Source organism: Aliiglaciecola sp. LCG003 (assembly GCF_030316135.1).
In the GTDB taxonomy this organism is placed as follows: Bacteria; Pseudomonadota; Gammaproteobacteria; order Enterobacterales; family Alteromonadaceae; genus Aliiglaciecola.
Map to the genome: position 1 here is coordinate 3,117,118 of NZ_CP128185.1, position 18,606 is coordinate 3,135,723.

Here is an 18,606-nt window from a genome sequence, read left to right on the forward strand (position 1 = left end):
TGTTCACTCCATTTTGTCTCCCAACACAAATTCCAGCACATGGTCTAAACGGATATGCGGAAATGTCTGTTGCCCGACTTCTAAAGGCATGGGCGCAAAGGCCGGAAATTGAAATCCTTGCTGTTGCCAGAAACTATCATCAGGACAAACGCTTGGCACATCGCCCGGGAAAAGAGTGATTTTCTTTCCATTCAAATCGGTGCCCCGCAGCACCTGCAACGTCTTACCATTAACCTCCGCCGTTCCAGACTTGGACGCTCGAATGGCACTAAAAGCGGTAGATTCGGTCACGACTCCTTCGTATTGAATTTGTTGTCTGGCTTCATGCACTATCGACTCCAGCAGTAACACCAAATTGTGTTGTTGGGCAGGCGTTATGTGATCGGCTTTACTAGCTGCAAACATTAATTTATCAATATTTGGTGAAAACAAACGTTTTAATATGTTGCTCTTGCCATAGTGGAAGCTGCCAAGCAACCAATTGACCGCTTTACGCAGATCATTAAAACTGTGCGCCCCTTGATTGAGTGCGCTTAGGCAATCGACCAAAACAATCTGACGATCGAAACGTTTAAAATGTTTACTATAAAACGGCTTTATGACTTTTTTCTGATACTGTTCAAAGCGATTACTGAGCAATCCCACAACGGTTTCTTTGGAGGAAAACACTGATTGGTTGGTGATGGATGTTAATTGCTCTGGTGTGAGAGGAAAAAATTGCAATACCGGCGCACCCGCCAACTCTCCAGGCAAAACAAATCTACCTGGCTGAATGAGTTGAAAACCATGGGCCTTGCATTGCAGTAGAAAATCGCTAAACAGTGTCGAAATACTCTGCAACTGCATTTCGTCTGGTGTGCTTTCTATATCTAAGCCGGAAATCGCCTGTTTAAATGGCTCTGCTAAACGACTTTTGGTGATATCGTGGACGTCTTGCCAAAATTGCTCACACCACTGCTGGTAATCAAGCTCGAGCAAAGGCAAGTCTAACAACCATTCACCGGGGTAGTCCGTAATGTCCAAGGTCAGAGTGCTAAATTCAGACACCAAACGTCTTAGTTTTGATTGGTTTCGATATTTAATCAACAGCCTAACTTGACTGACACCAGCGGTAGACTCTGGCCAGACAGGCGGTGTTTGAGTGAGATTTTCAAGGCCTTTTTCATAGGCAAAACGTGCCACAGTGACATCTGGTTGAACATCGCGTTTCACGCCAATTAAGCGGCCTTGCTTAACCACTGAAAAAAACGGTAAGTCTGCCGATTCCCGTGCATTGAGCAATTGATTCAATAAGGATGTGATAAATGCCGTTTTACCGCTCTTGCTTAATCCGGTTACAGCCAGGCTGACGTGATGATCAGCAATTCTATTGCCCAAAACCTTTACTTGATTTTGCAGCCGTTGCAACGCCGTATGTTGAGTCAGTTTGTTTAGCAAATCCATCAATCTCCATAAAGCTAACTTTCACGCTAATAAACAAAAGCGGCCATATGGCCGCCCTAGTTGGGCTTTTAGCCCTCCACGCTAATGGAATTATTACAGTCTTTCAATTAAAGCTTTCAGTAGGATTTGCCCCTACAGCTTGTTTAGCTCACGATTCAGCTGAAACTCTGACGAGGTAACATAGGTTTCCATCTTACGTAAACGCGCTTCAGTCCGAATAAATTGCTGTTTGATATCGTAAAAAGCTTGTTTAGGCGGTTCGCCTGCTTGCCAAACTTTTGATTTCACTTCAACTTTACGGTCGTTATCAGCTAATTCGTTTTTCCAACCTTTGCCCTGATGCTTTGGATCAAAAGGTGTTGAGCGATGAAACGCCTGCCCATGCTCGGGAGTTTTTTTATCCAAAATGAACCAAGCTGCAATATAAAACACCGGAATAAAAGGTCCTGCAAGCAACAACATGGCTGCCACAGTGGCAATACGTACTAACCAAGTTTCAATACCAAAGTATTCTGCGATGCCGGCACACACTCCGGCAATTTTACCGTTTTGCGTATCACGCTGAAGTTGCTTACGAGTGTTCATGCTTTATTCCTCCAATCAGGGGTTTCGGCGTCCAAAATCGCTTCCAATGTTTGAATCCTATCAGCCATCATTTCTGCTTTATTAGACAATTCCTGTAAAGACACGTACTCGTCTTCCGAAAGCCCCTGACTGACTTGCTTCTTACTGCGATAGTGGAGTATCAACCAGATAGGCGCCACAATAGTCATAAAAATTATTGTCGGTATGCCTACCGTAAACATTAATATATCTTCCACAATGTTACTCCTTTATCCGCACCTAGACCTACTTCTTGGCTTTGCTGGCTTTATTCTGCACTTTTTTCTTTAATGCGGCCAATTCATCGTCAATTTTTTCATCACCTGCAAGTTCATTGAACTCATCTGCAAGGGTCTTTTTGCCTAAATCATAGGCATCAACCTGTGATTCCAAATCGTCAATTTTACGCTCATATTGCTCAAAGCGGCCCATTGCAGCATCAACCTTTGTGCTATCCAGTGTGCGTTTAACTTCCAAACGCGAACTGACTGTCTTTTGACGCATGATAATGGTTTTCTGACGGGCTTTAGCATCCGCTAGTTTATCTTGTAATTGACCAATCTCACCCTGTAACTTACTGATTTGTTCATCAATAAGTGACAATTCTTTGGACAAGACTTCACCGTGTTCAACACATTTCTTTTTCTCTTGCAAAGCAGCCCTAGCGAGGTCTTCACGATCTTTATTAATGGCTAGCTCAGCTTTACTTTGCCAATCATCAGCCTCATTGCTGAGTTTATATATTTGTGAAGCAATATCTTTCTTGTTTGCTAGCGTCTTGGCAGAAGCAGAACGCACTTCAACCAAGGTGTCTTCCATCTCCTGAATAATAAGGCGTACCATTTTTTCAGGATCTTCGGCCTTATCTAGCAATGAATTGATATTTGAGTTCACTATGTCAGTAAAACGCGAGAAGATACCCATAATCTTTTCCTCTAACTCATGTTGTTGAATAAAATAATGCAAAATGCATTAACTACAGTTACTTATTCAATATGCGGGCCAATTCTAAAAAGTGATTTAACAGTATGATTTATATATATTTAATATTTTTTATACTAACTTTGCGAGAATAGCGTATTATTACAATCAACCACATATTAGTCGATTCGACCACTTTTTAGATTTTATTGACTAAAAGGGCGAAGGTAAAGGTCAGTAACGCGTTTCATAGCAACGCTAAACATACAAAAAAAGACCTGCTGCTTCTTAAATACAAGGTTTAAATAAGGAATATTGTCGATGAGCCGTTTTCGTCAACAAGACAATTTGTTAGGTCAATCCAATAGCTTTTTAGAGGTATTGGAACAAATTTCTCAAATAGCAGCGTTAAATAAGCCTGTGTTAATTATAGGTGAGCGTGGAACGGGTAAAGAGCTTGTAGCAGCAAGATTACATTATTTGTCTAAACGCTGGGAACAAACTTATTTAAAATTAAATTGTGCCGCCTTAAGTGAAAGCTTGTTGGAATCTGAACTGTTTGGTTATGAGGCAGGCGCATTTACCGGCGCGCAAAAACGTCGAGAGGGACGTTTTGAAGTTGCGCATAATGGTACCTTGTTTTTAGATGAGCTGGCAAATACCTCAGGATTAATCCAAGAGAAACTCTTACGGGTTATAGAGTACGGTGAATTTGAACGTGTTGGTGGTTCTCGCAGTGTCAAAGTAGACGTACGATTAGTGGCAGCGACTAATGAAGACTTGCCTTCCCTAGCGGCCAGCGGTGAGTTTAGACCTGATCTGTTGGATCGTTTGGCATTTGATGTAATAACCTTACCACCGCTACGTGAACGTCCTGATGATATAATGATGTTAGCTGAGCATTTCGCCATCAATATGGCCCGAGAGCTGGACATGGAATTATTCAGCGGCTTTACCGAAAAAGCCAAACGTATTTTAATGGAGCACGATTGGCCTGGTAACATACGAGAGTTAAAAAACGTGGTGGAAAGAGCGGTTTATCGCTCGAATAACCCTCATGTGCCAGTGCATCAAATTGTCTTGGATCCGTTCGAGTCTGCTTTTAGACCCAAGCAACGTATCAAAACCCAAGACAGGATCATCAGCTCAACACCCGAGCCCCATGCAGGCGCCATTACCACAACCCCAACTCAACCTAATGCTGTAGAAACCAGAATAGAACAGCCCACCAGCTTTGACTTTCCAGTAGACCTAAAAACGCTGTCTCAAGATTTTGAAATCGATCTAATTAAACAAGCTCTAGCGGATAGTCAATTTAATCAGAAAAAAACCGCCGACAAGCTTTCGTTGACCTATCATCAACTTAGAGGATACTTAAAAAAATACAATTTATTAGACAGCTCGGTCGAAGAGATGGAAAACTAAAGTGACTAATACCCTGATGCCCTGCTTAAATATCAAACACTTTGTGATATTTAGCTTGTTATTTGGCCTTGCTGCATGTCATAAAAACCTCACTAGGCCGCTGGGAGAATCCGGCGTTATTTACTGCTCTGAAGGTAATCCTTATAGTTTTAACCCGCAGTTAGATACCTCAGGGACGACATCAGATGCATCATCACACCAAATATATGATCGCTTAATTAACTTCGATCCTTTAACCGGTAAAATAGTCCCAGCATTGGCCAGTAGTTGGTTAATAAGTGACGACGGCCTGACCTACACATTTCAACTGCGCAGAGACGTTCAATTTCACACTACTTCGTATTTTTCCCCCAGCCGAAATTTTAATGCCGATGACGTGATTTTTAGCATTAACCGTTGGCGTTTGCCCGAACACCCTTTTCACGATGTCTCCGGCGGCAATTATCCTTATTTTTCCAGTTCAGGTTTAAGTTACGTTATTAACGATGTGAAAAGAATTAACGGTTATCGAGTGGAATTGACCTTAGATCACCCCGATAGCTCTTTTTTAGCCAATCTAGCCACTGATTTTGCTGTCATTTTGTCCGCAGAATATGCCCAACAGCTAGAGCAGCTAAATATAAAAACTAATATCGATAACTTACCAATAGGGACAGGCCCCTTCAAGTTTGAACAATATAAGAAAAACCGCTACATACGTTTCTCTAAACACCAACAATATTGGCTGCATGATCGTGCCCCGCAAAAACTGATTTTTGATATCACGCCTTCGAGCTCGTTAAGATTAGCCAAATTGATGACGGGGGAATGTGATGCCATTGCTTTTCCTGCCCACAGTGAGTTAGATACTATCAGAGAGCGTGAGGATTTAATCTTAGATGAAAAACCCGGTTTGAATGTGGGGTTTTGGGCCTTCAACACCGCTAAAGCACCTTTCGATCAGCCCAAAGTAAGACAAGCTCTGGCAATGGCGATAGATAAAAACAGTTTAATCGAAGCGGTCTATTTCGGCAGTGCCGTCAGCGCCAAAGGATTACTACCAGAATCATCATGGGCCTATCAAGCGGACTTAAGTGATACAAACTACAATCCGGTTATGGCTAGACAATTGTTGCGGGAAAGCGGCGTTGCCGAAGGATTCACCATGAATATTTGGGCCATGCCAGTTGAGCGGGCCTATAACCCAAATGCGCGGAAAATGGCTGAACTGATGCAAAATTACTTAGCGCAGGTAGGAGTCAGGGTGAATATCGTCAGTTACGAATGGTCAGCATTTAGAGAGCGTTTAAAGCAAGGAGCCCACGACTCAGTGTTAATTGGCTGGTCAGCGGACAACGGTGACCCCGATAATTTTTATCGTCCGCTACTCACCTGCGATGCCATTACCTCCGGGACAAATCGTGCAATGTGGTGCTCCCATGAATATGACGATTTGGTCAATAAAGCTTTACAGTATTCTGAAACAGAACAACGTGTACGGTATTACAAAATGGCGAATAAATTATTGGCTAAAGAAGTTCCATTAGTACCACTGGCACACGCATTTCGATATCGTGCTCATCGACGAGAACTTACAGGTTTATTAATTAACCCCTTTGGTGCAATTCGTTTTGGGGATGTAGAAAAACCATGATGTTTGCCCATATTATCCGCAAATTTAACTTATTATTTTTTACCCTGTTGGTGCTAAGCCTTTTTTCGTTTCTGCTGGTTTATATGTTTCCAGGGGATCCGCTGATAAATTTAACCGGATTAAAAAATATCGATTCTGCCCAGTATGAGCAACTCGCCATCAAGCACGGATTTGACCGCTCTTATTTGCATCAATATTGGTATTATTTGCTGAATATATTTGACGGCCAGATCGGATTAAGTTTCAGCAGTGGGTTACCCCTATGGGATGAAATTAGCCAAACATTCCCGGCTAGCATCGAACTGTGTGCCTATGCATTGATCTTATCGCTATTGATCGGCGTCCCTATGGGGTTTTTAGCCGGGTTTCAACACTACAAACCCATAGACTTTGGCCTATTAACCGCCAGCGTACTCGGCTACTCCATGCCAATTTTCTGGCTTTCCTTGATCCTGATATTGATCTTTTCTCTTCAATTGGGCTGGCTACCCCTGTCTGGCCGCATTAGTTTACTTTTTGACATCCCCCACAAAACCGGCTTCATTTTACTTGATCTATTTTTTAGTGACATTGAGTTTAAGTCAGATGCCATAAACAGCGCCGTCAAGCATTTAATTATGCCGACGCTATCGTTAACCATAGTTACCACCGCTATTATTTTCAGACTAACCCGTCGCTCGGTTATCGATGTGATGACCAGTCAATATATACAAGCGGCTTATACCCGCGGTTTGAGCCATTTCCAAGTTATTATGCGACATGGTGTGCGAAATGCGCTACTGCCGATTATTCCGTTATTCGCTATGCAATTTGCAGTGCTATTGACCAATGCGATGATTATTGAAGTCATTTTTTCTTGGCCGGGCATTGGTAACTGGTTGATACAGGCAATTTATCAACAAGACTATCCGGCGATACGTGCCGGTATGTTAGCTGTTTCCACCTTGGTAATTGCTTTTACAGTGACAGTAGATTTAGTCGCAAAACTGATTAATCCTGCCCAGACAGGAGCCCGTTATGCCAAAGTTTGATTTGTATCAAGAAGAGTTCCATCCTTCGCCTTTGATCCATACCTGGATGGAATTTCGCAAAAGTCACATAGCGGTACTTGGGCTTTGGCTGCTAGTTTTCTTTGTTATCTTGGTGATCTTTGGTCCGTTAATCGCGCCATTTGATCCCCTAGAGCAAATTCCCAATGCATTTTTGATAGCCCCTGCGTGGGATGTAAGCGGCTCAATCCGGCATATTTTTGGTACCGATAGTATTGGTCGAGATTTACTCTCCAGGCTCATCTACGGTTGCCGAATGACTCTGGGGATAAGTATTTTATTGGTCTTAGTGTCATTGGTTGTTGGGGTGGCGATTGGCACCTTTGCTGGCATGACCAGAGGGGTCCGCTCCAGCGTACTGAATCACTTGCTCGATTCTATTATGGCAGTCCCCACCTTACTGATAGCAATCATCATAGTGGCTATTTTAGGAACGGGCCTAGTTAATAGTATGTGGGCTATTTCACTGGCATTGATCCCACAATTTGTGCACAACACCCGTGAAGTCGTGCGAGCAGAAATGCAAAAAGAATATGTGCTGTCGTCTAAACTTGATGGTGCCGGCAATCGTCATTTGTTTTTTTACTGCATACTGCCAAATATGTACGAAATGCTGGTTGTGCAATGGACCATGGCCCTTTCCATTGCGATATTAGATATCAGTGCTTTGGGATTTTTAGGGTTGGGCGCGCAACCTCCGTCTCCAGAGCTTGGGACCATGTTGTCAGAAGGGTTAAAAGTGGCGTATAAGTCGCCATGGATCATAGCCTTGCCAGGTAGTGCTATCTTTCTCATGGTGTTATCTGTCAATGTTGTCGGTGATGGGCTTCGCTCCGCTCTTAGAAATAGGCTAAAACACTAATGCCTTTATTAGATATCAAAAATCTCACGTTGGAAATTGAGGGCTCCAGTGGTTGGATGAAAGCCCTCGACAAGGTCAACCTTAAAGTAGAGAGCGGGGAAATTAGAGCCTTGGTGGGTGAGTCAGGCTCCGGCAAGAGTTTAATTATTAGAGCAATTGTTGGCGCTATTCCAGAGAATTGGCGAATAACAGCGGATCGTTTGACTTGGAAGGGCAAAGATTTACTCTCGATGAACGCTGTTGAACGACGCCAAGTTATGCGCTCTGAAATCGCAGTGATTTTTCAGAATCCGTTATTGTCTCTGGATCCTTCCTCCACGTTAGGGGAACAACTAATGGAAAGTATCCCAACCGATTTGGTTGAAGGTAAATGGTTTTGGCAAAAGGCCAAGAATCGCAAGGCCATGGCCATCAAATTACTGCACAAAGTGGGTATTAAGGAGCACGATAAGTATCTTAAGTGTTATCCCAATCAAATTGCTGATGATATTTGTCAGAAGTTTTTGATTGCCTGTGCGTTAGTGTCTTCCCCTGAACTATTAATTGCCGATGATCCAACTAGGGGGATGGAGATCACCACTAAAACTCAAGTTCTCAAATTATTGACTCGGCTCAACAAAGTACGCAATTTAAGTATCTTATTTGTCAGTCATGATTTGTTAGCCATCTCTAGTATGGCCAATACCATGACGGTTTTGTATTGTGGACAAACCGTTGAAGATGGACAGATGGCACAATTAAGAAAGCGTCCCTTACACCCCTATACCAAAGCCCTATTAGATAGTGCACCGAGCTTTAGAAAGGATTTGCCGCCGAAGTCTCCTCTAGCAGCTTTAGATGGCACTATGCCTACCCTTCAGCATTTACCGATTGGGTGCCGGCTGGGTCCGCGCTGTCCCAGAGCACAAAGAGAGTGTGTAAGAGTGCCTGAACTACGACATGTACAAGACCATTACTACAGTTGCCACTTTCCACTAATCAGGGACAGGCAATGACAGCGTTAATCTCAGTTAAAGAGCTTTGTTTTGCACAAAAGCCGCAAAAAAAATGGTTTCAACAGCGCAAAGGCTTCACCCTTAGTCCGGTCAGTTTTGACTTAAACGCAGGCGAAACCTTAGCAATAGTAGGTGAAAATGGTTCGGGTAAATCATTATTAGGTAAGTTATTAGTAGGCGCCGAACAACCAACAGGCGGAAATATATTCTTAAACGGTCAAAAACTGTCACCCCATAACCTTAAACAACGTTGTTTGAATATCCGCATGATATTCCAACACAGTAATGAATCATTGAATCCTGGCATTACCGTCGTCAAAATTCTCGAAGAACCGCTCATTTTGAATACCCAGCTTAATTCTGCACAACGGCTGAACAAAATCGTAGACACCCTTAAGATGGTTGGACTGTTGAGTGAACATATGTTTTATTATCGGCATATGCTGTCTGATGGACAAAGGCAACGTCTAGCCTTGGCCAAGGCACTGATTTTGGATCCTCAAGTCATAGTAGCAGATGAACCTTTTGCCGCTTTAGATCCCTCAGTGCGCTCGCAAACTATCAATCTGATTATGAAGCTGCAACATGATTTGGGCTTGGGCTTTATCTTTATTTCGCACAATTTAGGCATAGTGCGACATGTTAGTGATAGAGCTTTGATTTTGCAAAACGGTAAGGTGGTAGAAAGCGGTAAAACCGAGGTGATTTTCACCTGGCCCAAAAGCGAATACACCGAGAAACTGGTGAAGTCTCACCAGTCTCTGATAACGCCAAACGCCTAGCAAGCAGGAGTTTTTAGCCAACTAGGGCCAATAGAATACCTGCTGCAACAGCTGAACCTAGCACACCAGCCACGTTAGGCCCCATAGCATGCATTAACAGGAAGTTATGGGGGTTGGCTTGCAATCCAACTTTATTCACCACACGGGCGGCCATAGGCACCGCAGAAACCCCCGCGGCCCCTATCAGCGGATTAATAGCTGATTTACTGTATTTATTCATCAGTTTTGCCATCAGCACTCCTGTGGCGGTACCTATCGCAAATGCAATCGCGCCCAAAGCCAATATGCCTAAGGTTTCAGCTTTGAGGAATTTGTCAGAGGATAATTTTGACCCCACTGCCAAACCGAGGAAAATTGTCACTATGTTAATGAGTTCGTTTTGTGCCGTATTGCTCAAACGCTCTACCACCCCGCATTCTTTCATTAGGTTACCTAAACAGAACATACCAACTAGGGGGGTCGCTGTGGGTAAAAATAGAATAGTCATTAGCAACACCGCTAACGGAAAGATAATTTTCTCTCGTCTTGACACGACCCGCAGTTGGGCCATTTCAATTTTCCGTTCATCTTCATTAGTCAGTGCTTTCATTATAGGTGGCTGAATAATTGGCACCAGCGCCATGTATGAATATGCTGCAACCGCAATAGTGCCTAATAGTTCTGGCGCGAGCTTTGAGGCCAGGAAGATTGCCGTAGGACCATCCGCACCACCAATAATCGCGATTGCTGCTGCGTCTTTTAGCGTGAACTCTAGGCCTGGCACCAGGTTCAGTAGGATAGCGCCGATTAGGGTCGCAAAAATACCAAACTGAGCTGCGGCTCCCAATAATAACATTCTTGGATTAGCGATTAATGCACTGAAATCGGTCATAGCACCAACACCCATAAAAATGAGGAGTGGAAACACACCTGTATCAATGCCGATAGCGTAAATATAATGAAGCAAGCCACCCGCATCGGTAAATCCGGCCAATGGTATATTTGTTAGCAAAGCGCCGAACCCTATGGGTATCAACAAAAGTGGTTCGAATTTCTTCACGATGGCCAAATACAGCAGTATCAAGCCAACCATCATCATGATCACTTGACCACTTTGGAAATGAGCCAAAGCAGTGCTTTGCCACAAAATTTCTAACTTTTCCATGTTATTAACCCAAGTGAATTAGAGGCTGGCCTGATTGCACGGCATCACCTTCTTTTATTAATATGGAGGACACTGTGCCACCTTCAACGGCACGGACTTCGGTTTCCATTTTCATGGCTTCCATGATAACTATTACGTCACCAGCAGCCAGGTGATCGCCAACTCTAACAACAATTTTAAATATATTACCCGCCAGTGGCGCTTTGAGCTCTGCGCCGCTAGACACACTCGCGGGTTGGCTATTTGATGTCTGACTGGGATGCACGGAGGAAAGCTGTCCGCTTGGCCCCACTTCAACTTCATAGGTTTTACCATCTACCCTGACAGAATAAGCTTCTACATTCCCTTGGTCTGGCGTCGCTATCACAGAATTAGCTGTAGCAGTGGGTTCAAGCTCTTTGCCTGGAGCAGGTTCAAATGCATCAGGATTATTACGATTTTCTAAGAATTTCAAACCAATCTGCGGGAACAGCGCATAAGTTAATACGTCGTCAATTTTGTGTTCCGCAAGTTGAATAGACTTTTCTGCTACCAATTCGTCTAATTCGGCTTCAAGTTTGCTCAACTCCGGATCAATTAAATCTGCTGGACGGCAGGTAATTGGCTGTTGCCCATCTAACACACGTAGCTGCAGTTCAGCATTGACTGGCGCTGCGGTAGCACCATATTCACCTTTGAGTACACCAGCCGTTTCTTTGGTAATACTTTTGTAACGCTCTCCGGTGAGCACGTTTAATACAGATTGGCTGCCGACTATTTGCGAGGTGGGCGTGACTAACGGAATAAAACCAAGATCTTCTCTAACTTTGGGAATCTCCCGTAACACTTGGTCTAATTTGTCTTCAGCGCCCTGCTCTTTGAGCTGACTTTCCATGTTGGTTAACATCCCACCAGGCACTTGAGCAATCAAAATACGGGCATCAACTCCTTTAAGACTACCTTCAAATTTAGCGTATTTTTTACGTACATCTCTGAAGTAGCTAGCAATCTCATCTAACAACAGTAAATCGAGCCCTGTATCGCGTTCAGTGCCTTCAACAATCGCCATGATAGTCTCAGTCGCCGTATGCCCGTAAGTCATACTCATGCTCGATACAGCGCAATCAAGCATATCAATTCCTGCATCGATAGCTTTCTGATAAGTAGCAGTGCTCAATCCAGTAGTTGCGTGACACTGCATCGCAATAGGGACCTGAATGGTTTCTTTTAATTGCGTGATAAGTTCTTCACACTCATAAGGTTTCAATAATCCCGCCATATCCTTGATACAAAGGGAATGAATGCCCATATCTTCGAGCTCTTTGGCCATATCTAACCAACGGGGTAATGTATGTACCGGACTGACAGTATATGAGATGGTACCTTGCGCATGAGCACCAACAGCAAGGGTCGCCTTAACCGCTGTTTGCAGGTTACGAGTATCATTCATCGCATCAAAAATACGAAACACGTCGACACCATTAGTGTGTGCACGTTCAACAAATTTCTCAACCACATCATCTGCATAATGACGATAGCCTAATAAATTTTGCCCCCGCAAGAGCATTTGCTGTGGCGTATTAGGCATGGCTTTTTTGAGCGCGCGAATACGTTCCCATGGATCTTCACCTAAATAACGGATACAAGCGTCGAAAGTCGCGCCTCCCCAGGATTCCATCGACCAAAAGCCAACTTTGTCGAGTTTATCTGCGATAGGAAGCATATCCTCTAGGCGCATACGGGTTGCTAGTAGTGATTGATGTGCATCTCTTAACACCAATTCGGTAATCTTTAGGGGATTGCTCATGGGAACTCCTAGGAATCGGATTAGGCTCTATTTACGATTAGTGCGATATTCGTGAACCGCCGCCGAGATTGCAGCAATCAATGATGAAGACTCGATCTGCCCTTGTGCCGGTCGGTGGGGATGCATTGTATGCTGTGATGGTATTTGCTCTGGAAATTTTCGGTTAATAAACGCAATAAACGTCACTGCGCCAATTAATAGAGTCAAAAATACAAATACTACCGTCATACCCACTACCATTAGCGTGACTGCTTCGGTTAAAAGCTCTGAGATAGGTACTTCCATGATGTTTCACTATTAAAGTTGTGTGGTGCAGATAAGTACCACTTACACTTTGAAAACTCAAGGAAATTCCATTTATATCACCTGCCATTTTGATATATCTATTCAGAAATAGTGAATTTTTACCCAACCCTTAAATGACATGGATAATTTTTGAGGTTGAATAGGGATTTAACCAATAGAGGTTGCGAGCAGCAAGGAAAATAAACAAATATGATGTATGACGGTAATTTGAAACAGCAATTAAAAATTGCTTATCTATTTGCGATGGGTATGATAATTATGATGATAAACGTTGAGGCTTGAGTGTTAGAAAAAATGGCGCGTGTGGAAGGATTCGAACCTCCGACCGCCTGGTTCGTAGCCAGGTACTCTATCCAGCTGAGCTACACACGCGCTGATTCTTTCTTACAACATTAATGTTTTCACATTAATCTTATATCAGCTAAGTTAACACTTAACTCATACGTTTTACTAATCTAATTAAGCCTTAGTAAAAAATGGCGCGTGTGGAAGGATTCGAACCTCCGACCGCCTGGTTCGTAGCCAGGTACTCTATCCAGCTGAGCTACACACGCGTTGTTTACAATCCATTTATTTAATCAAAAATAAATGGCGGAGAAGGAGGGATTCGAACCCTCGATAGGGCTACAAACCCTATACTCCCTTAGCAGGGGAGCGCCTTCAGCCACTCGGCCACCTCTCCAAATTGTGGGAGCGAAGTTTACTGAATCATGAAAGGATGTCAAACCTTTTTTCAACTCAATGTGTTCGCCTGCTATGATTTTAAACGATTCGGTCAAACAATCGCTAACCAAGTACTTTATTTGACCAATTCACTGGTGGTACTAAATTAAATTTTTCTAACAAAAAGTAAAAAGGCTGAAATTTCCAGCCTCTTTTATTTACGCGTTTTCTTCACTTTGATTGCCAGATGGTTCAGAATTTCCTTGACCATTTTTCTCAGCTTGAATTCGCATATATATTTCTTCTCGGTGAACAGATACTTCTTTAGGCGCGTTAACCCCTATTCTTACCTGATTACCTTTTACACCTAATACAGTTACAGTGACTTCGTCACCAACCATTAAGGTTTCGCCAACACGACGGGTTAAAATTAGCATTCTGTTGCTCCTTTTCCGTTAATCCACAATCATCCATACTTAAAACTAGCGTATTTATCTGGTATCACCAGAAAAATACGCGTTCAGTATTCCTTGTCGTTGTCGTCACTTACAAAAACTAACTGAAATTCTTACCTTTATTTATAAACGTTGTTCTAACCAACTCGCTACAGAGGCTAATGCAGACTCTAGGTTCTCTGGCTTACTACCACCTGCTTGGGCCATATCGGCTCTGCCGCCGCCTTTACCGCCAACCTGATTGGCGATATAGTTAACTAGTTCACCAGCCTTAACTTTACTGGTTAAATCCGCTGTTACGCCCACAATCAAGCTTACTTTATCAGTTTGTCCTAAGCCTAATACAATAATACTACTGCGTAGCTGATTTTTTAGATCATCTACCATATTACGTAGAGACTTAGCTTCAACACCCTCTACTTTAGCAGACAGGACTTTTACACCGTTTATTTCAATCGCAGATGAGATCAAGTCTGAACCTGCTTGGCTCGCCATTTGCTGCTTCAACTTAGCAATTTGTTTTTCCAAGTCTTTGGTTTGATCCAGTACTGAAACAACTTTATGCTCTAAGTTCTGTTGATCACTTTTTAGTAAGCTACTTAGACGATTAACTAGGTCGGATTGGTCTTGTACGAATTGAATCGCACTCTGGCCAGTTATGGCTTCTATGCGGCGCACACCTGATGCTATACCACTTTCACTTATTATCTTGAATAACCCTATATCACCGGTTTGTTTGACATGAGTTCCGCCGCACAGTTCCATAGAGAACGGTCCCATAGCGACAACTCTAACGTTCTCGTCATATTTTTCACCGAATAACGCAGTAGCACCTGCAGCTTTTGCTTCGTCCAACCCCATTAACTGGGTCGACAAAGAATGGTTCATACGAATTTCTTGGTTAACTAAATTTTCAATTTCAGTCAGTTGTTGTGAAGAAATCCCTTCAAAATGAGAAAAGTCAAAGCGTAAACGCTGGGCATCCACTAATGAGCCTTTTTGACTGACATGCTCGCCCAACACGGATTTAAGTGCGGCGTGCATTAGGTGAGTAGCGCTGTGGTTTAAGCGAATCGCATTACGCCGCTCTATGTCAATCACAGCTGCTACTGTGTCGCCAACGTTAAAGGTGCCGTTCGCCACACCGTGATGACCCACAGCATCGTTTAATTTAAGGGTGTCTGATACGGTGAAACTAGCCTGTTCAGAACGCAATTCACCCGTATCACCAACTTGTCCGCCTGACTCGGCATAAAATGGCGTATTTGATAACACTACCACTCCCTGCTCACCGGCTTTGAGCTCTGTTACAGGGCCATACTGATTAAATAATTCTTGAATGACTGAGTCATCCTGTTCAAGTTCATAACCGCTAAATTGACTTACCACGGAAGAGCGTATGTCACTGTTATAATCTTTTCCAAAGTTGCTGGCCTGCTGGGCTCTTTCTCGTTGTCCAGCCATTGAGGTTTCGAAACCCTCTTGATCAATGGTAAAGCCCTTTTCCCGCGCTACATCATTAGTCAAATCTGCAGGAAAGCCGTAGGTATCATATAGTTTAAACACTAATTCACCGGGTACGACCTCTCCCTCTAGCTCATCCAGCGCACTGTTTAAAATAGCCATGCCACGCTCTAAGGTGCGAGAGAACTGTTCTTCTTCAACCCGCAATACTTTTTCAATAACCGGTTTTTGCTCAACTAATTCGGGATAAGCATCGCCCATCTGTTCACATAAGGCGTCAAACAGACGATAGAAGAAAATATCTTTAGCGCCAAGTTTATAACCATGGCGTACCGCACGACGAATGATGCGACGTAACACATAACCTCGGCCTTCATTCGATGGCATCACGCCATCACAGATGAGGAAACCACAGGAACGGATGTGATCAGCGATAACACGTAACGACTTATCAGACAAATCTTGGCAGCCGACAATCTCACCCGCAGCAGCGATTAACTTAACAAAAATGTCAATTTCATAATTACTGTGTACATTCTGTAAAATCGCAGAGATTCGTTCTAGTCCCATACCTGTATCGATAGATGGCTTAGGCAGCGGATGCATCACGCCATCAGCAGTGCGATTAAACTGCATGAAAACAAGATTCCAGATTTCGATAAATCGATCACCGTCTTCTTCAGGTGTACCCGGAGGGCCGCCCCAAATATGCTCACCGTGATCAAAAAATATCTCTGAGCAAGGTCCACATGGTCCAGTATCGCCCATTGACCAAAAATTGTCAGACGTGGCAATACGAATAATTTTATCTGCTGGTAAACCTATGGTTTTATGCCAGATGTCGAAGGCTTCATCATCTTCGTGATAAATGGTAACCAGCAATTTTTCTTTGGGTAGCGCCAATTCTTCAGTCAGAAATGACCATGCGAACTTAATCGCTTGTTCTTTGAAATAATCGCCAAAACTGAAATTGCCAAGCATTTCGAAAAAAGTATGATGGCGGGCGGTATAGCCTACATTTTCTAAATCATTGTGCTTGCCACCAGCTCGAACACAACGCTGTGAAGATACCGCACGGGTATAGCTGCGACTCTCGGTGCCCAAAAACGTATCTTTAAATTGATTCATCCCGGCGTTGGTAAACAATAGCGTAGGGTCATCCGCCGGCACCAAAGAGGAACTGGAAACAATTTGATGGCCATGGTTAGAAAAATAATCTAAAAAGGCACGTCTAATTTCAGCGGTTGTTTTGCTCATTCATTTTCCTGGTTACTTTAGGTGCAAAATCTACACAAAGCATTGATATCTGCGGGTTAAATTTCGCTGCACAATAGCACAACAAGCTTGCTCTTGTTAAGCCTACAGCGCTCAGACAGTCAATTATTTAAGACAATTAACCGCAATTATTCACCCTGACCATTTTTAAACACAAAATCTATCTGTTGGGTACTAAATCCCCGATACTGCATAAAGCGCATACGCTTTTGTTTATCCTGCCAATCGACAATGGGTTTGTCGGTATATTTTTTCTGATATACCTTCACTGCATTGTCATAAAAATCAGTCTCAGCTTGTTCGAAGCCTTGGTTAATTACATTTTCATCTATATCCTGGGTTTGCAACGCCATTAAAATTCTTTGCTTACCCTGCCCACTATTTGCTTTAGAGCGGATATAACTTTCTACATAACGCGCATCACTTTGAATATTTTTATCGACAAACAACTGCAATTGCTGCTTTACTAATTTTTCGTCGAAGCCTTTGGCACGCAGTTTATTTACAATTTCAGTTTGACAGTGCTCACGACGAGCTAACAAACGTGTAATAGAATGGTTAATGATCTTCGTATCATTATTGGCCATATTATTATCCATTTATACAAACCCTATGCTAACGGATAAATACTTTTGCAGTTTCACTTCCAATTCATTCACTCGGTCGACGATATCAGTAAAGAGATCTGGGACGAATTATCGAAAAATCAAGGGTTGTTCTGCCGTTACGACTTTCTCGCAGCGTTGGAATCTTCAGGTTCGGTAGGAGCAGATACCGGCTGGCTACCAAATCACCTAGTAGCTTATCAACAGGAAAGCCTCGTCGCCATTCTACCTTTGTATAAGAAAACCCATAGCTACGGTGAATATGTATTTGATTTTGCCTGGGCTGAAGCTTATCAGCGCCATCAAATGGACTACTATCCTAAGTTAGTCAATGCTATTCCATTTACCCCAGTTACTGGAGTGCGTTGTTTGTTTGTCCAAGATATTGACCAAACTGAGCTCTTACAGCAGATGGTATTGTTCATTAATCAACAGTTGAGCCTACTTGGGATGTCGTCGTTCCATAGTTTGTTTCCAACACAAGCGAGCAGCGAGCTGATGCAGTCTGCAGGATGTAGCCAACGAAAAAGTGTGCAGTTTCAATGGTTTAATCGTAATTATGTGGATTTCGATGACTTTCTTGCCACCTTTACCGCTCGCAGACGAAAAAGTGTCCGTAAAGAACGTCAAAAAGTACTCGCTCAACAGGTTATGATTAAGCGCTATAGCGGCGCAGAACTTAGCGCTACTGAAATGAACTTCTTTTATCTTTGCTATTGTCAGACTTACTTAAAACGTAGCGGCCATACAGGTTATCTTACCCAAGCATTTTTTAATCAACTGCTAGACAGAATGCCTGAAAACCTATTATTAGTAATAGCTCACAAACACGATAAACCTATAGCCGGAGCCTTGTATTTATTTGACCAAGATCAGTTGTGCGGACGCTACTGGGGAGCTCTGGAAAACGTTGATGGCTTGCATTTTGAATGTTGTTATTACCAAGGAATTGAGTTTTGTATTGAGAAGCATCTCGACAGTTTCAATCCGGGCACTCAAGGGGAACATAAGATACTTCGGGGATTTGAGCCAATTTTTTGTTATTCCAATCACTGGCTAGCGGACGAGACGTTTCAACAGGCGGTGAATCGTTTTATTGAGCAAGAAACACCGCAAATTGAAACATACAAAATTACTGCTGCGCAGTTACTACCGTTTAAACAAATAAATGAACAAAATAACTGATATCAGTGTG

The 18,606-nt window shown here is 43.0% G+C and carries 17 protein-coding genes and 3 tRNA genes; 7 read left to right on the top strand and 13 right to left on the bottom strand.

All coding sequences use genetic code 11. The features are described from left to right. Positions 1-3: 3 nt before the first annotated feature. The 4 genes from QR722_RS13590 to pspA all read right to left on the bottom strand — a co-directional run bounded on the left by QR722_RS13590 (position 4) and on the right by pspA (position 2,970). Positions 4-1,443: a YcjX family GTP-binding protein gene (locus tag QR722_RS13590; protein ID WP_286283429.1), complete on the bottom strand. Its 1,440-nt coding sequence runs from the start codon at positions 1,441-1,443 to the stop codon at positions 4-6. A gap of 132 nt (positions 1,444-1,575) precedes the next feature. After that, the gene (gene pspC, locus QR722_RS13595; RefSeq protein WP_286283432.1) at positions 1,576-2,028 is read right to left on the bottom strand and encodes an envelope stress response membrane protein PspC; all 453 of its coding nucleotides are present in this window, start codon (positions 2,026-2,028) and stop codon (positions 1,576-1,578) included. Beyond that, on the bottom strand, positions 2,025-2,249 hold the full coding sequence (gene pspB / locus QR722_RS13600) for an envelope stress response membrane protein PspB (protein WP_502872473.1): 225 nt from the start codon (positions 2,247-2,249) through the stop codon (positions 2,025-2,027). The genes pspC and pspB overlap by 4 nt, the downstream gene beginning before the upstream one ends. Positions 2,250-2,292: 43 nt before the next feature. After that, positions 2,293-2,970 carry a phage shock protein PspA gene (gene pspA, locus QR722_RS13605; RefSeq protein ID WP_286283435.1) on the bottom strand — a complete coding sequence of 226 codons (678 nt, stop codon included), beginning with the start codon at positions 2,968-2,970 and terminating at the stop codon, positions 2,293-2,295. Between the two features lie 318 nt (positions 2,971-3,288). Between pspA and pspF the strand changes: the two genes are divergently transcribed. Genes pspF through QR722_RS13635 form a run of 6 tightly spaced genes read left to right on the top strand, consistent with a single transcriptional unit; the run spans position 3,289 to position 9,713 of the window. Further along, positions 3,289-4,392 (top strand): phage shock protein operon transcriptional activator, encoded by a 1,104-nt coding sequence (gene pspF / locus QR722_RS13610; protein ID WP_286283436.1) that lies wholly within the window; start codon positions 3,289-3,291, stop codon positions 4,390-4,392. Between the two features lie 16 nt (positions 4,393-4,408). Continuing rightward, positions 4,409-6,025: an ABC transporter substrate-binding protein gene (locus tag QR722_RS13615; RefSeq protein ID WP_502872474.1), complete on the top strand. Its 1,617-nt coding sequence runs from the start codon at positions 4,409-4,411 to the stop codon at positions 6,023-6,025. Next, complete coding sequence (locus QR722_RS13620) at positions 6,025-7,056, top strand: ABC transporter permease (RefSeq protein WP_286287679.1); 1,032 nt, start codon at positions 6,025-6,027, stop codon at positions 7,054-7,056. The genes QR722_RS13615 and QR722_RS13620 overlap by 1 nt, the downstream gene beginning before the upstream one ends. After that, the gene (locus QR722_RS13625; RefSeq protein ID WP_286283442.1) at positions 7,043-7,936 is read left to right on the top strand and encodes an ABC transporter permease subunit; all 894 of its coding nucleotides are present in this window, start codon (positions 7,043-7,045) and stop codon (positions 7,934-7,936) included. The genes QR722_RS13620 and QR722_RS13625 overlap by 14 nt, the downstream gene beginning before the upstream one ends. Beyond that, positions 7,936-8,931, top strand: a complete 996-nt coding sequence (locus QR722_RS13630; RefSeq protein WP_286283443.1) for an oligopeptide/dipeptide ABC transporter ATP-binding protein — start codon at positions 7,936-7,938, stop codon at positions 8,929-8,931. The genes QR722_RS13625 and QR722_RS13630 overlap by 1 nt, the downstream gene beginning before the upstream one ends. After that, positions 8,928-9,713, top strand: coding sequence for an ATP-binding cassette domain-containing protein (locus QR722_RS13635; RefSeq protein WP_286283445.1), 786 nt, complete (start codon positions 8,928-8,930; stop codon positions 9,711-9,713). The genes QR722_RS13630 and QR722_RS13635 overlap by 4 nt, the downstream gene beginning before the upstream one ends. A gap of 13 nt (positions 9,714-9,726) precedes the next feature. Here the strand turns inward: QR722_RS13635 and QR722_RS13640 are convergent, their stop codons facing one another. The 9 genes from QR722_RS13640 to QR722_RS13680 form a co-directional block, all read right to left on the bottom strand. Continuing rightward, on the bottom strand, positions 9,727-10,857 hold the full coding sequence (locus QR722_RS13640) for a sodium ion-translocating decarboxylase subunit beta (protein WP_286283447.1): 1,131 nt from the start codon (positions 10,855-10,857) through the stop codon (positions 9,727-9,729). 4 nt (positions 10,858-10,861) lie between these two features. After that, positions 10,862-12,643, bottom strand: a complete 1,782-nt coding sequence (oadA, locus tag QR722_RS13645) for a sodium-extruding oxaloacetate decarboxylase subunit alpha (RefSeq protein ID WP_286283448.1) — start codon at positions 12,641-12,643, stop codon at positions 10,862-10,864. A 27-nt stretch (positions 12,644-12,670) separates the two neighbouring features. Then, complete coding sequence (locus tag QR722_RS13650) at positions 12,671-12,928, bottom strand: OadG family protein (protein WP_286283449.1); 258 nt, start codon at positions 12,926-12,928, stop codon at positions 12,671-12,673. Positions 12,929-13,244: 316 nt separating this feature from the next. Continuing rightward, positions 13,245-13,321, bottom strand: a tRNA-Arg gene (locus QR722_RS13655). Positions 13,322-13,426: 105 nt separating this feature from the next. Beyond that, a tRNA-Arg gene (locus QR722_RS13660) sits at positions 13,427-13,503 on the bottom strand. 35 nt (positions 13,504-13,538) lie between these two features. Next, a tRNA-Ser gene (locus QR722_RS13665) sits at positions 13,539-13,631 on the bottom strand. A gap of 199 nt (positions 13,632-13,830) precedes the next feature. Further along, a complete protein-coding gene (gene csrA, locus QR722_RS13670) occupies positions 13,831-14,049 on the bottom strand; it encodes a carbon storage regulator CsrA (protein ID WP_286283450.1) in 219 nt (72 codons plus the stop codon). 141 nt (positions 14,050-14,190) lie between these two features. Then, complete coding sequence (gene alaS, locus QR722_RS13675; RefSeq protein ID WP_286283451.1) at positions 14,191-16,788, bottom strand: alanine--tRNA ligase; 2,598 nt, start codon at positions 16,786-16,788, stop codon at positions 14,191-14,193. Positions 16,789-16,934: 146 nt separating this feature from the next. After that, on the bottom strand, positions 16,935-17,405 hold the full coding sequence (locus tag QR722_RS13680) for a regulatory protein RecX (RefSeq protein WP_286283452.1): 471 nt from the start codon (positions 17,403-17,405) through the stop codon (positions 16,935-16,937). A gap of 33 nt (positions 17,406-17,438) precedes the next feature. Between QR722_RS13680 and QR722_RS13685 the strand changes: the two genes are divergently transcribed. Further along, positions 17,439-18,596, top strand: a complete 1,158-nt coding sequence (locus QR722_RS13685) for a GNAT family N-acetyltransferase (protein WP_353506887.1) — start codon at positions 17,439-17,441, stop codon at positions 18,594-18,596. Positions 18,597-18,606 lie beyond the last annotated feature (10 nt).